This is a genomic window from Streptomyces sp. NBC_01689, assembly GCF_036250675.1.
GTDB lineage: Bacteria > Actinomycetota > Actinomycetes > Streptomycetales > Streptomycetaceae > Streptomyces.
Genome location: NZ_CP109592.1, coordinates 9,135,414 through 9,148,086, shown reverse-complemented (window position 1 = coordinate 9,148,086; position 12,673 = coordinate 9,135,414). Strand labels below are relative to the sequence as shown.

At 73.0% G+C, this 12,673-nt stretch carries 10 protein-coding genes; 6 read left to right on the top strand and 4 right to left on the bottom strand.

The window, feature by feature from the left end; all coding sequences use genetic code 11:
• Positions 1–104 precede the first annotated feature (104 nt).
• On the top strand, positions 105–2,678 hold the full coding sequence (locus OG776_RS39140) for a SpoIIE family protein phosphatase (protein WP_329323441.1): 2,574 nt from the start codon (positions 105–107) through the stop codon (positions 2,676–2,678).
• A gap of 319 nt (positions 2,679–2,997) precedes the next feature.
• Here OG776_RS39140 and OG776_RS39135 read toward each other — a convergent pair whose 3' ends face one another.
• Entirely contained in the window at positions 2,998–4,395 is a 1,398-nt protein-coding gene (locus OG776_RS39135; protein ID WP_148009747.1) for a PP2C family protein-serine/threonine phosphatase, read from the bottom strand.
• Positions 4,396–4,492: 97 nt separating this feature from the next.
• Between OG776_RS39135 and OG776_RS39130 the strand changes: the two genes are divergently transcribed.
• Entirely contained in the window at positions 4,493–5,317 is an 825-nt protein-coding gene (locus OG776_RS39130) for an SAM-dependent methyltransferase (RefSeq protein WP_410093191.1), read from the top strand.
• Between the two features lie 107 nt (positions 5,318–5,424).
• On the opposite strand, the gene OG776_RS39125 is transcribed toward OG776_RS39130, so the two are convergent.
• Positions 5,425–6,219, bottom strand: a complete 795-nt coding sequence (locus OG776_RS39125) for an SDR family NAD(P)-dependent oxidoreductase (RefSeq protein ID WP_148009745.1) — start codon at positions 6,217–6,219, stop codon at positions 5,425–5,427.
• A 621-nt stretch (positions 6,220–6,840) separates the two neighbouring features.
• Between OG776_RS39125 and OG776_RS39120 the strand changes: the two genes are divergently transcribed.
• Together OG776_RS39120 and OG776_RS39115 are read left to right on the top strand one after the other, a co-directional pair.
• Complete coding sequence (locus OG776_RS39120) at positions 6,841–7,113, top strand: hypothetical protein (RefSeq protein ID WP_148009744.1); 273 nt, start codon at positions 6,841–6,843, stop codon at positions 7,111–7,113.
• A 155-nt stretch (positions 7,114–7,268) separates the two neighbouring features.
• On the top strand, positions 7,269–8,444 hold the full coding sequence (locus tag OG776_RS39115) for a N(5)-(carboxyethyl)ornithine synthase (RefSeq protein ID WP_329323440.1): 1,176 nt from the start codon (positions 7,269–7,271) through the stop codon (positions 8,442–8,444).
• Positions 8,445–8,531: 87 nt separating this feature from the next.
• On the opposite strand, the gene msrA is transcribed toward OG776_RS39115, so the two are convergent.
• Both msrA and OG776_RS39105 read right to left on the bottom strand, forming a co-directional pair.
• Positions 8,532–9,044 (bottom strand): peptide-methionine (S)-S-oxide reductase MsrA, encoded by a 513-nt coding sequence (gene msrA, locus OG776_RS39110; RefSeq protein WP_148009742.1) that lies wholly within the window; start codon positions 9,042–9,044, stop codon positions 8,532–8,534.
• Between the two features lie 204 nt (positions 9,045–9,248).
• The gene (locus tag OG776_RS39105) at positions 9,249–9,839 is read right to left on the bottom strand and encodes a TetR/AcrR family transcriptional regulator (RefSeq protein WP_148009741.1); all 591 of its coding nucleotides are present in this window, start codon (positions 9,837–9,839) and stop codon (positions 9,249–9,251) included.
• A 427-nt stretch (positions 9,840–10,266) separates the two neighbouring features.
• On the opposite strand from OG776_RS39105, the gene OG776_RS39100 reads away from it, so the two are divergent.
• The gene (locus OG776_RS39100) at positions 10,267–11,211 is read left to right on the top strand and encodes an alpha/beta hydrolase family protein (RefSeq protein WP_148009739.1); all 945 of its coding nucleotides are present in this window, start codon (positions 10,267–10,269) and stop codon (positions 11,209–11,211) included.
• 115 nt (positions 11,212–11,326) lie between these two features.
• Positions 11,327–12,202 (top strand): LLM class flavin-dependent oxidoreductase, encoded by an 876-nt coding sequence (locus tag OG776_RS39095; RefSeq protein ID WP_329323439.1) that lies wholly within the window; start codon positions 11,327–11,329, stop codon positions 12,200–12,202.
• Positions 12,203–12,673 lie beyond the last annotated feature (471 nt).

Here is a 12,673-nt window from a genome sequence, read left to right as displayed (position 1 = left end):
GCCCACGCCGGACCCGTCCCGGCAGGGGGTGACACCCCGGAGAGAGCCCGTGCCTCGCCGCCGACAAACCGCACCGTCACGCAATTCCGGCATATTCTGCTCATATGGGTGATGTTCGGTGCGGCTGGTGCGACGAGCCGCTGCCGCGGGAGGCCGGACCGAACCGGCGGTACTGCGGTCCGGCCCACCGGCAGGCCGCCTGGCGGGCGCGACGCCGGTGGGAGGCCGCGGCCCACGCGCGTCACGCGCTCGTCCTGGCCGACGCGGAGCTGCTGTCCCGGGCCCGGACGATGTCCCAGGAGACGGAGGCCGACGACCCGGTGAGGAGGGCCGCGACGGCGGGCCACGGTGCCGCGTCCGGCGTGCACAGTGCCGCCGCCGCGGAGATCCTCGGGCTGGCCGAACAGCTGGTGCGGTCCGCGGTACGCGCCGACCGGCAGGCCGGAGCCGACTGGACGCGCGTCGGCGCGGGCCTCGGCATGAGCGGCGCCGCGGCCCGGCGCCGGTTCGGACGGGCGTGCTCCCTCGAACAGGACGGGCAGGGGCCGCACGGCCCGGCGCCGCCCGTCGGGCCCACCGGCTCCACCGGCCCGGAACCCCTCGGCCCCCTGCTGCTCTCGGCGGTACGGGACACCGGTGCCTCCGTGTGCGGGATCTACCTGCACCCGCCCGGCAGGCCGGTGCTCCATCTCGCGGTGACGACCGGAGGCAGCTCGGTCGCCCTGTGGGAGAAGGTGGAGCCCGCGGCCGAGGGGCCCGTCTCCGACGCCGTACGGGAGCAGCGTCTGGTCTGGGTCGCCGGCCACGCGGAGCTGGCGCGCCGCTACCCGCGGACCGCACTCACCCTGCCCTATCCCGTGGCCGTGGCGGCCGCGCCGGTGACCACCGGTGGCACCGCCTGGGGCGCGCTCGCTTTCCTGTGGCCCGGAACGCATCCCCGCCTGCTGAGTACCCGTGAACGCGACGCGGTCACCACCGCCTGCCACCGCGCCGGGGCGTTCCTGCGGCAGGCCGCGGAGGACGGGCGCCCGGTCCTGCCCGGCGCACGTCCGCATGTGCCGGACCCGCCCCGGGTCCGCACCCCCGGGGCCACCGAGGCGCTGGCCGCCGTGGATCTCGTCGACCGTCTCCCGGAGGGCTGTCTCGCCCTCGATCTGGACAACCGGATCACCTTCATCGACGCCACCGCCCGCGAACTGGTCGAGGGGAGCGCGCCCGATCTGCTCGGGGCCCCGCTCTGCGAGGCCCTGCCCTGGCTGGACGAGCCGGTCCTCCAGGACCACCAGCGCGCCGCGACGATCAGCCGCCGGCCCGCCGTCTTCACGGCCCTGTGTCCGCCGGGCCGGTGGCTGAACTTCGAGCTGCACCCCGACGTCTCCGGCACCACCGTCCGTGTCACCCTCGCCGAGGACGGCGGTCCGGCGGACTCCGCGCGGCGGGGCGAACGGGACGGCGCCCTCGTCCCGACGCGGGCGCGCGTGCTGTACGAGCTGATGCAACTGGCCGCGTCCCTCACCCAGGCCGTCAGCGTGCAGGACGTGGTGGAGCTGGCGGCCGACCAGATCATGGCCACCTTCGACGCGCAGGGTTTCGTGCTGTCCGTGGCCGAGGACGGCCGCCTGCAGATCGTCGGCTCACGCGGGTACCGCGAGGAGGTCCTCCGGCCCTTCGACGGACCGCCTCTCACCGACCGGTCGGCCCCCACCGTGCACGCGCTCGTGACCGGAGACCCTCTCTTCTTCGGCTCTCCGCAGGAGATGGAACGCTTCCACCCCGACGTGCCGCGGCTGACCGGAAGAGCGGCATGGGCCTTCCTGCCGCTGGTGGTCTCCCGCCGCCCGGTCGGCTGCTGGGTGCTGTCCTTCGACCGCCCGCGCCCCTTCGGCCCCGACGAGCGCGCCGTGCTGACCTCGCTGGCCGGGCTGATCGCCCAGGCGCTCGACCGCGCCCGCCTCTACGACACCAAGCACCAGCTCGCCCACGACCTGCAGCGCGGCCTGCTGCCCAACACCCTGCCCACGGTGCCCGGCCTGGAGGCGGCCGCCCGGTACCTGCCCGCGGCCCGCGGCATGGACGTCGGTGGCGACTTCTACGACCTCATCCGGCTGGACGCCACCACCGTCGCCGCCGCCATCGGTGACGTCCAGGGACACAACGTGCACGCCGCCGCGCTCATGGGGCAGATCCGCACGGCCGTCCATGTCACCGCGGGGGCCGCACCCGACGAGGTACTCGCCCGCGCGAACCGTCTGCTCACCGACTTCGACCCGGGGCTCTTCGCCAGTTGCCTGTACGTCCACATCGATCTGGCGCACCGCCGCGCCCGGCTCGCCGGCGCGGGGCATCCGCCCCCGCTCCTGCGCCATCCCCACGGACGCGCCCAGGTCCTCGACCTGCCCCCCGGGCTCCTGCTCGGCATCGACTCCGCCGCCGACTACCGGACCACCGAGATCGACCTGCCGCCCGGCGCGCTGCTGGCCCTGTACACCGACGGTCTCATCGAGACTCCCGGCGGCGACATCGGCGAGGCCGCCGCCGATCTCGCGGACCACCTCGACCGTGCCGCGCACCAGCCGGTCGGCGCCCTCGCCGACACCCTTGTCCGGCACACCCGTCACACCGACCCGCGCAGCGACGACGTGGCGCTGCTTCTGCTCCGCGCGACGGACAGGAGCTGAGAGCCCCGGCACGTGGAGAGGCCCGGACCGCCGCCTCGGGGAGCGACGGACCGGGCCTGCGTCCACGGTGCCACAGCCTCCCCCGCCGCGCTCGCCCGCCGGGCGCCGGAGGAGCGGGAGAGCGCGTGCCCGACCTGACAGGACGCCCCGGCGGAGCCGTCTCGAGGGCTCTCCGGGGCCGCCGCCGACAGGGCGAACCGCGCCCGGGGACCGGTGCTCGGCGCGTCGGCACCGGCCGGCGTGCGCACCGCACCGGTGCCCGCCCTCTCGCCCGTACGAGCGAGAGGGCGGGTACGGGGGCCAACCGGGCCCGCGGCGCTCACCACGGGATCGGGCGCTTCGCGGGCGTCAGTTCGGCCAGCAGGAGCGTCCGGTCGTCCGCGCCCGCACCGGTCGGCGACGTCTTGTGCAACAGCTGCCGGCAGAGTGATTCCAGGCCGTCGGGGCCGTCGGTGCTCCCCGGTTCCGCGCCGTCCGGGTCGAGGAGACCGGCGAGGCGGGCGATGCCCTGCTCTATGTCGCTGTCGCGGGACTCGACCAGACCGTCGCTGTAGAGCACCAGCAGGACCGGTTCGGACACCCTGACGACGGTGGGTTCATAGCTGCCCATGCCGAGTCCGAGGGGCAGCCCCGCGCTGGCGAGCGCGAGCGGTCTGGCCCGTCCGTCCGCGGCACGGATCAGTGGAGGAGGATGTCCGGCTCCGACGAACGTGCAGAGCTGGTTCTGCGCGTCCCACTCGGCGTACATGCAGGTGGCGAAGGAGGCGCCCGGTGTGTCGCAGGCCAGCGCGTCCAGTCGCCGCATCAGCTCGGCCGGGGTGATGTCCAGGCCCGCGAGGGTGCGGACGGCGGTACGCAGCTGGATCATGGCGACCGCCGATTCCGGTCCGTGCCCCATCGCGTCCCCGACGATCAGACTGACCCGGCCCTCGGAGCGCGGCAGCACGTCGAACCAGTCACCGCCGATGATGTTGTCCTGTCCGGCCGGGAGATAGCCGTGGGCGATACGGCAGCCCTCGAACGTCTGCGAGGTCGCGGGCAGCAGGCTCTGCCGGATGGCCAGCGCCGTGCGCCGTTCGCGTTCGTAGCGCCGCGCGTTGTCGAGGGCGACGCAGGCGCGGGCGGCCAGTGACTCGACGGCCGCCGCGTCCCCGGTCAGGAACGGCGCCCGGTCCGGGCCGCGCGTGCACGCGATGAACCCGACCGCGACACCCCGCAGATGCAGGGGCACGACGAGGAAGGACGCCGTGCGCAGCAGGGCGTCCATGCGGACGTCGTCGCCCCCGGCGGTGCTGAGCCGTTCGGACGTGTGGGCGTCGACCGAGTCGAGCAGCTGTGTCGTCCGGGTCACGACGGAGCGGGTGTACGGGGTCTCCCGGGGGAACACGATCACCTCGCCCACCGGCAGCGCCCCCTCCCAGTCCTCGGGCGCGTCCTTCCCGATGCGCAGGGCCAGTCGCCGGGCCTCGATCTGGGCCGGGTCGGCGGAGGGGTACGCGTTCTCCTCCAGCAGCCAGCGCTCCAGCAGGTAGACCGAGGCCGCGTCGCAGAACCCGGGCGCCAGCGCCTGGACGACGTGGCTGCCGGTCAGGTCCAGGCTGAGTTCCGAGCCGATGGCGTCGGCCGCGCCCGAGAACACCGGCCGAAGGCGCGCGAACGCGGCTGCCGCGTCGTCCGCGTGGCTGTGTGCTTCGTTCCGCAGGGCGGTGCCTTCCACTGGAGGGGGTCGTCATCGCGTGGCATGGACGCACCTCGCCGCGCCTGGTCGGCAACTATATGATGGAGCGTCAAGATCACCTGCAGGACGGGGAGTTGTGGTGTCAGGTAGCGAAGGTCTGCCTCAGGGTGTGGACCCGGACAAGGCGAGCGTTGCCCGGATGTACGACGCGATGCTGGGCGGCCAGCACAATTTCGCCATAGACCGGGAGGCGTTGGCGGCGTTCACCGCCATCGACCCGCAGGTGCGCACCCTGGCGCGGGCCAATCGCGCCTTCCTCGGACGGGCCGTGCGCTTCCTGATCGACGCGGGGGTACGGCAGTTCATCGACCTCGGATCGGGCATCCCGACCCAGGGCAACGTCCACGAGGTGGCGCAGGCGGCCTGTCCGGGCGCCCGGGTGGTGTACGTGGACAGTGATCCGGTCGCGGTGGCGCACAGTGCCGCGCTGCTCGCCGACAATCCGGACGCGGACATCGTGGACGCCGACATCCGCCGGCCGGCCGAGGTGCTGTCCTCGCCGCAGGTGCACAAGCTGATCGACTTCGATCAGCCCGTGGCCGTACTGATGATCACGATCCTGCACTTCATCGCGCCCGAGGAGAACCCCGCCGGCATCGTCGCCGCGTTCCGGGACGCCCTGCCCGACGACAGCTGGCTCGCGCTGACGCACGCGACGAACGAGGATCGCCCCGACACCGCGGCCGCGGTCGGCAAGCTGTACCGCTCCCGGGCCACCTCACCGGTCACCGCCCGGTCGTACGGCGAGATCCACGGGCTCTTCGACGGCTTCGACCTCGTGGAGCCCGGTCTGGTCTACGTACCCCTGTGGCGACCGGACCCGGACGACCTCGTCCCCGACCACCCGTCGGAGTACTGGGTGTACTCGGGCGTCGGCCGCAAGCGTCCGGCGGACGGCTGAGCCGACCGGCCGGAGCGCACCCGGAAACCGCTCCCTGACGGTGGCGGACGGGCCCGAGGCTCCACCCGCGCGCGGGTGGAGCCTCGGGCCCGTCCGGGGCGCGGCGGTCAGGGGATGACTGAGTCGACGCAGCCCCCGTCCACGCGCAGCGCGCCGCCCGTGGTGGCGGAGGCCTGGTCCGAACTCAGGTACACGACCATGTTGGCGATCTCCTCGGGCAGGATCAGGCGCCTCAGCAGCGACTGGGGGCGGTGCTCACGCATGAAGACCCGCTCCGCCTCCTCCCAGGGCAGGTCACGGCCGACCAGTCCGTACACGAACTCCTCGACGCCCGCGGTCCGGGTCGGTCCGACGAGCACCGAGTTGACGGTGACACCCGTTCCCGCGGCCTTCTTCGCGAAGCCGCGGCCGACAGCGAGCAGGGCGGTCTTCGTCATCCCGTAATGGATCATCTCCTCCGGGATGGTCACCGCCGATTCGCTGGAGATGTACTGGACGCGGCCCCAGTCGTTCTCCAGCATCCGCGGCATGTACGCCCGGGTGAGGCGGACCGCGGCGAGCACGTTCACGTCGAAGTAGCGGCGCCACTCCTCGTCGGAGATGGCCAGCGGGTCCTGGGAGCCGAAGACGCCCAGGTTGTTGATGAGGACGTCGACCTCGGGCAGCGTGTCGAGGGCGATTGCGGCCCCCTCCTCGGAGGACACGTCCGCGCCGACGGCGACGAAGTCGCCGTGCGGCACCTCTTCCCGCATCTGCCGGATCGCGGCGTCCACCCGCTCCTTGTCGCGGCCGTTGACGCCCACCCGCGCCCCCGCCTCCGCGAGGCCACCCGCGATGGCCGCTCCGATGCCCTGTGTGGACCCGGTCACCAGGGCGGTCCGCCCCGTGAGATCGATACGCATGTACGACTCCCTCGCTGTGCCGGGCCACCGTCCGCGGGCGTTCGGTCCGCCGGTGCGGTGTGCACAGGCCGGGACCGTCGGCATGGATGGGCCCCGCACCCGGGAGGCGCCGGGACGACCCCGGCGACCGAGGCCGATGCCTTCGCCTCCGCACCGGGAACCGTCGGTCCACGGTGCGGAAGTGGGCGCGACAGCCGCGCCGGTCGGCTTCACATCCGCCACGGATCATCATAAAAGGCATGGACCGGGCAGGGCACGCGGAGACGCTCGGGCGACGGGGTAGCCACCCGGGCGGCCGGTACCCTCGCGCGCCGGTCGCCCGGTCCCCGCCCCCGAGCACGTACGGCGAAGCCCGGGGTCTCCGAAGGGAGTACGGTGACACCACCGAGCGCACCTCGTATGCCGTCATCCGTTTCGGCGTCGCCCTCGGGGAACGGCAGTCGCCTGAGCACCAGCGCTCCGGCCGGAAATGAACCGCCCCATGCCCATCGGTCCCCTCCCGCGCCGTGTTCCGTGTCCCGTTCCGCGCCCGCGGTGGCGGTCCGCCCGGTCCCCGAGGTGCTCCGGCACCGACACACCGCAGCCCTTGGGCCGATGACCGACGAAGAGGATGCGGCACCCATGTATTCACAGGACGCGATCTCCGGCCACCGCCGAGGACGGCCCGAGCCGACCTCCGAGATGCTCGCCGGACTGGCCTGCCTCATCTGCGGCACGGACTACCGCGACGCACCCGACAGGGAAGCGGTGGTGGTCTCGCACCGCGACGACAGGCAACAGCTGGCCTGCCGCGGGACCTGCGCGCGGCTGGCGAGCGGCTCGGCCACCGGCCTGGAGGAGACACCTCTCCCGATGACCGAACGCCTCCGGGGACACCGGCCCGACCGGCCCTGATCCGGCACCCCCGGGCACACCGTCGTCGGCGGAAACCACCCTCGCGCACCCGTTCCACCGACCGGTCGTGGCCGGCCCGCGCCCGCACTCTCGGGCGCCGGGCGTCCGGGCCACGGCCGACACAACTGAATGACAACTACATGACAAGGAAGCGCATGACCCTGTTGAGTCTCGGAGTCCTGGCCTCGTCCCGCAAGGAGAACGAGTTCCGGCTGCCGTTGCACCCCGCCCACTTCGACCGGGTCGCTCCCGAGGTACGCGCGAGAATCTTCCTCGAACACGGCTACGGACGGCGCTTCGGTATCGAGGACGCCGCGCTGCTGCCGCTCGTGGCGGGCCTGCGCTCGCGCGAACGCATCCTCGCCGAGTGCGATGTGCTCCTGCTGCCCAAACCTACGCACGACGACATCGCCGAGCTGCGTGAGGGCCAGGTCCTGTGGGGATGGCCGCACTGCGTGCAGGACGAGAAGATGACGCAGACCGCCATCGACCGGCGACTGACCCTCGTCGCCTGGGAAGCGATGAACCACTGGACCGCCACGGGCGCCTTCAGCGTCCACGTGTTCCACAAGAACAACGAGATGGCGGGCTACTGCTCGGTACTGCACGCGCTTCAGCTCGGCGGCGTGACCGGGAGCTACGGACGCCGGCTGCGCGCGGTGGTCATCAGCTTCGGCGCCACGGCACGCGGCGCCGTCACGGGTCTCGGCGCCATGGGGGTGTCCGACGTCACGGTCCTCACCCAGCGCGCCGCGGCGGCGGTGGCCTCACCGATGCCGTCGGTCGTGATGGGCCACTTCGAGGAACAGTCGGACGATCCCTCGCGGCTGCGGGCCCTCACCCCGGCGGGCCCGGTACCGCTCGCGGAGTACCTGGCAGGGTTCGACATCATCGTCAACTGCGTCCGGCAGGACACCGACGCGCCACTGATGTTCGTCACGGACGAGGAACTCGCCCTGTTCCGGCCGGGCACCTTCTTCGTGGACGTCTCCTGCGACGAGGGCATGGGCTTCACATGGGCCCGTCCCACGACCTTCGGCGACCCCATGCCCACGGTGGGCACCGACTGCCACTACTACGCGGTGGACCACAGTCCGTCCCACCTGTGGGACTCGGCGACCTGGGAGATCAGTGAGGCACTCCTCCCCTACCTGCGCGAGGTCATGAGCGGCCCCGCCGCCTGGGACGCGGACGCGACGATCCGCAACGCCATCGAGATCCGTGACGGCGTCGTGCGGAACCCGAAGATCCTCTCGTTCCAGCACCGTGCGGCCGCCTATCCCCATGCCACCGAGGTGCCGGCGCCGCGTACCGCCGCCCAGCCGGCCTGACCACGCCCCAGGTGTCCGTCACCGCCCACACGGCCGGTGACGGACTTCGCCGTCACCGGCCGGGGCCCCCGGGTCCGGCCTCCGGGGTCAGGCCTCCGCGCGCTTCGGCAGCCGCCAGTTCGGCCGCGGGAAGTGGCAGGTGTAGCCCTCGGGGAACTTCTCCAGGTAGTCCTGGTGCTCCGGCTCGGCCTCCCAGAAGTCACCGGCGGGCACGACCTCGGTCACGACGTCGCCCGGCCACAGCCCCGAGGCCTCGACATCGGCGATGGTGTCCTCGGCGACCCGCCGCTGCTCGTCGTCGGCGTAGAAGATCGCGGAGCGGTAGCTGAGGCCGATGTCGTTGCCCTGGCGGTTCTTCGTGGTCGGGTCGTGGATCTGGAAGAAGTACTCCAGGATCGCGCGGTAGTCGGTCACGGTGGGATCGAAGGTGATCTCGATCGACTCGGCGTGCGTCCCGTGGTGGCGGTAGGTCGCGTTGGGGACGTCACCGCCGCTGTACCCGACCCGCGTGGCCAGGACACCCGGGAGCTTGCGGATGAGGTCCTGCATCCCCCAGAAGCAGCCGCCCGCCAGCAACGCCTTTTCCTCAGTGGCGCTCATAGCCCTTCACATCCCTCTTCGTCTCTGCGCACGACGCGCGTGCGGACCGTGCGGACTCAACGGCGCGGCCACCGGCCGCTCCCCCACGGACAGACGCCCGGGACGGGCCCGAAAATTCCCGTCGGCCCACGCTCCGGGGCGGCACCGCCGCCCGGCACTCCTCCTCGTAGTGAATCATGAAGTCCACGTGCCCCCGGCGCCGGATCACGCCGTCCGGCGCAGCCCCGCCACGAGGAACTCGACCAGTCGCCGGGCGTCATAGCGGGGATCGGTGTCCGCGCCGATGCAGAGGTTCCCGACGCCTCGCATGAGCCCGAGCGGGTCGATGTCCGCGCGGATCTCGCCGGCGGCCGCCGAGGCGTCGAGCAGCCGGCCGCACACGGGCACCAGGCGGTCGAGGAAATACGTGTGCAGCGCGTCGAAGCCGGCGGCGTCGGACTGCAGCACGGCGGCGAGGCCGTGCTTGGTGACCAGGAAGTCGACGAAGAGGTCGATCCACCGGCCCAGTGCGGCGTGCGGGGTGGGGCTGCTCGCCAGCAGGGCCGGACCGGCCTCGGCGCAGGCTTCGACCTGGTGCCGGTAGACGGCGATGATGAGATCCGCCCGCGTCGGGAAGTGGCGGTAGATCGTGCCCGTCCCGACCCCGGCCCTGGCGGCGATGTCCCGCACCGGCGCCTCCACTCCCGAGGTCACGAAGATCGCGGCGGCCGCGTCGAGCAGGGTCTCCTCGTTGCGCCGGGCGTCCGCCCGCTTGGGCCGGGCCGCCCGCCCCGCCTCCCCGCCGCCGTCACTCATCGCGCCGTCCTCTCCATGACCGGGCTTGCTATCCGGAACAACGTTCCGTATCTTCAAACGGGACAAGGTTCCGTTTGCTCATCATCGCAGAGCCGGGGTCGGCGGCCAAACCGTGCGGGGCGGCGCCGACCCATCGCCTCGGCCCCACGACGAGTGGCCCGGAGCCCTTGTCGCGAGACGCACGCGAACCCGGGGGGCCCCGACGCGAGCGACGCGACCGCGGCGGTGAGACGCATCGGAACGTCACGGACCGGCCACCGGCGCGCCCCGGCCCGGCCGCCCGCCACACCCCCGGTCCGCCTCACCCCCCCACACCCGCTACCCACTGCCACTGCCACACCCACGCCCACACCCACACCCACACCCACCACGATCGACGATCCACCGCGCACGGAACGCGCGGAGGACGTGAACGGAAGGCACTTCCATGTCCGAATCGAACGTGGCGACCGCCCCGGTCCCCACCTCCACACCCAGCCCGGTCGTCTCCGTGCGGCCGGTCGTGCTGCCCGCCCCCGGTCGCGGCGAGGATCTCCAGGTCCGGGTCTCGGCGCCCACGACCGGGCAGGACCTGCCCGTCGTCGTCTTCTCGCACGGGTACGGCTGGTCGATGGACGGCTACGCCCCGCTGGCGGACTTCTGGGCCGCGCGCGGCTTCGTGGTCGTCCAGCCCACCCACCTCGACTCCCGGACGCTCGGCCTGCCCGAGGAAGACCCCCGCACGCCACTGATCTGGCGGTTCCGGGTCGAGGACATGAGGCGTGTCATCGACCGGCTCGATCTGCTGGAAGCGTCCGTACCGGGCCTCGAAGGGCGCCTGGACCGCGGTCGCGTCGCCGTGGCCGGGCACTCCTGGGGTGCCCAGACGGCGAGCATGCTGCTGGGGGCACGGATACTCGGCTCCGACGGTGTCCCCGGCGAGGACCTGTCCGACCCGCGGGTCTCGGCGGGTGTCCTGCTCGCCGTACCCGGCCGGGGCGGGGACGATCTGACTCCGTTCGCGGCCGAGCACTTCCCCTTCATGAACCCGTCGTTCGACACGATGACCACACCGGCGCTCGTGGTCGCCGGGGACCAGGACCAGTCGGCGCTGTCGGTCCGGGGACCGGACTGGTTCACCGACCCGTACTTCCTGAGCCCGGGCGACAAAAGTCTGCTGACCCTGTTCGGCGCCGAGCACTCGCTCGGAGGGATCTCCGGACACGGCGTCGCGGAGACGACCGACGAGAGTCCCGAACGGGTCTCCCTGGTACAGCGGTTCACCTCGGCGTTCCTCCGTGGCGCTCTCCACCCCGGGGACACCGGCTGGGCCGCGGCGTGCTCGGCGCTGGAGAAGGACCCCGAGCCGCTGGGTCTGGTGCGGAACAAGTAGGCGCGTCCGCCCCGGGACGACTGCGGCTCGCTCCCGCCGGCCCCGGCCGCTCTCAGGAGACGCGACCGGTGGCCGGTGACCGCCACCCCACTCCACCGAAAGGAACTCCGGCCCCATGTCCCCAGCGAACAAGGTCAGTTACGGGATCATGACCGCGCCCTCGCAGGTCGCCCATCAGGACATCCTGCGGGTCTGGCGGGAGGCCGACACGATCCCCGCGATCGAGCACGCGTGGCTCTTCGACCACCTCATGCCGATCGGCGGCGACCCGAACGGTCCGACCTACGAGGGGTGGACCCTGCTCTCGGCGCTGGCCGCGCACACCCGGCGGCTGCGTCTCGGTGTGCTCGTGACCAGCAACCGCTTCCGTCCGCCCGCGATGCTGGCCAAGATCGCCACGACCGTCGACGCGGTCTCCGGCGGCCGTCTCGACTTCGGCATCGGTGCCGGTTCGCGGCCGGGCCACCCGGTGGCCCGGCGCGAGTACGCGGCCCACGGTCTGCCCTTCCACGACGCGGCCCACGCCGTCAGTGCCCTCGCCGAGGCCTGCACGGTGATCCGGCGGCTGTGGACCGAGTCCGAGCCGTTCGACTTCGACGGCACCCACACCAGGCTCACCGGCGCGCTCGGCAGTCCCAAGCCCGTCCAACGCCCGCACCCGCCCGTGCTGATCGGCGGACGCGCACCGTCGACCCTGCGCGTGGTCGCCGAGCACGCCGATCTGTGGAACTACCCCGGCACCGACCTCGACGACGCCCGCGCCCGCGGCGCCCTGCTCGACCGGTACTGCGCCGAGATCGGGCGCGACCCGGCCACGATCACCCGGTCGACCGTACTGCCGGTCTCCTACGACGATCCGGGGAGCACCCGGAACGCGATCGAAGCGGCGACCGACGCCGGGTTCCGGCACCTCGTGCTCGCGCTGTCGCCGCCCTACCCCGCCGGCGTGGCACGGTGGGTCGCCGACGAACTGGTCCCGGCCCCGGCCTAGGCCATGTCCGGGACGGGACCCGGGGCCCGTACGTCCGCCACTCCGGTCCAGGTCGCCGGTGCCGCCCGCCGGTCACGCCGGTCCGCCGACGCCCTCCGGGGCGCGGTGCGCCGGCGGCGTCGCGGACGCCGTCACGAGCGGCGGCCGCGACCGCCTCGGCCGTGATGCCGAACTCCGCGCGGGGGCATCGGTGACCGGCCGAGGCACCGTGGTACTCCAGGGCGACCAGGCGTCCGGCGTCCGGTGTCCGCGACGACCTCGCGCCGACCCTGGCCCACCGCGGCCTCGGCACCGACCCGCGCCCGCGCCTCGGGCGGCAGCACCTCGTCCTGGTGCTCCGGTCCGGGGACCGGGCGGCGAACCACTCCGGGCTGGGCGGGGACACCACCCGAGCCCTCAGCCCTCCACGCGCCAAGGGGACACGGACGTCGAGGGCGAACCGCACCGCGGAGTCGCGGCACGCTCACCCGG

Excerpts from the sequence above, each read along its gene's own strand:
- OG776_RS39140 (WP_329323441.1), top strand. The coding sequence starts at position 105 with ATGGGTGATGTTCGGTGCGGCTGGTGCGACGAGCCGCTGCCGCGGGAG.
- OG776_RS39125 (WP_148009745.1), bottom strand. The coding sequence starts at position 6,219 with ATGCGTATCGATCTCACGGGGCGGACCGCCCTGGTGACCGGGTCCACA.
- OG776_RS39120 (WP_148009744.1), top strand. The coding sequence starts at position 6,841 with ATGTATTCACAGGACGCGATCTCCGGCCACCGCCGAGGACGGCCCGAG.
- OG776_RS39115 (WP_329323440.1), top strand. The coding sequence starts at position 7,269 with ATGACCCTGTTGAGTCTCGGAGTCCTGGCCTCGTCCCGCAAGGAGAAC.
- msrA (WP_148009742.1), bottom strand. The coding sequence starts at position 9,044 with ATGAGCGCCACTGAGGAAAAGGCGTTGCTGGCGGGCGGCTGCTTCTGG.
- OG776_RS39105 (WP_148009741.1), bottom strand. The coding sequence starts at position 9,839 with ATGAGTGACGGCGGCGGGGAGGCGGGGCGGGCGGCCCGGCCCAAGCGG.
- OG776_RS39100 (WP_148009739.1), top strand. The coding sequence starts at position 10,267 with ATGTCCGAATCGAACGTGGCGACCGCCCCGGTCCCCACCTCCACACCC.
- OG776_RS39095 (WP_329323439.1), top strand. The coding sequence starts at position 11,327 with ATGTCCCCAGCGAACAAGGTCAGTTACGGGATCATGACCGCGCCCTCG.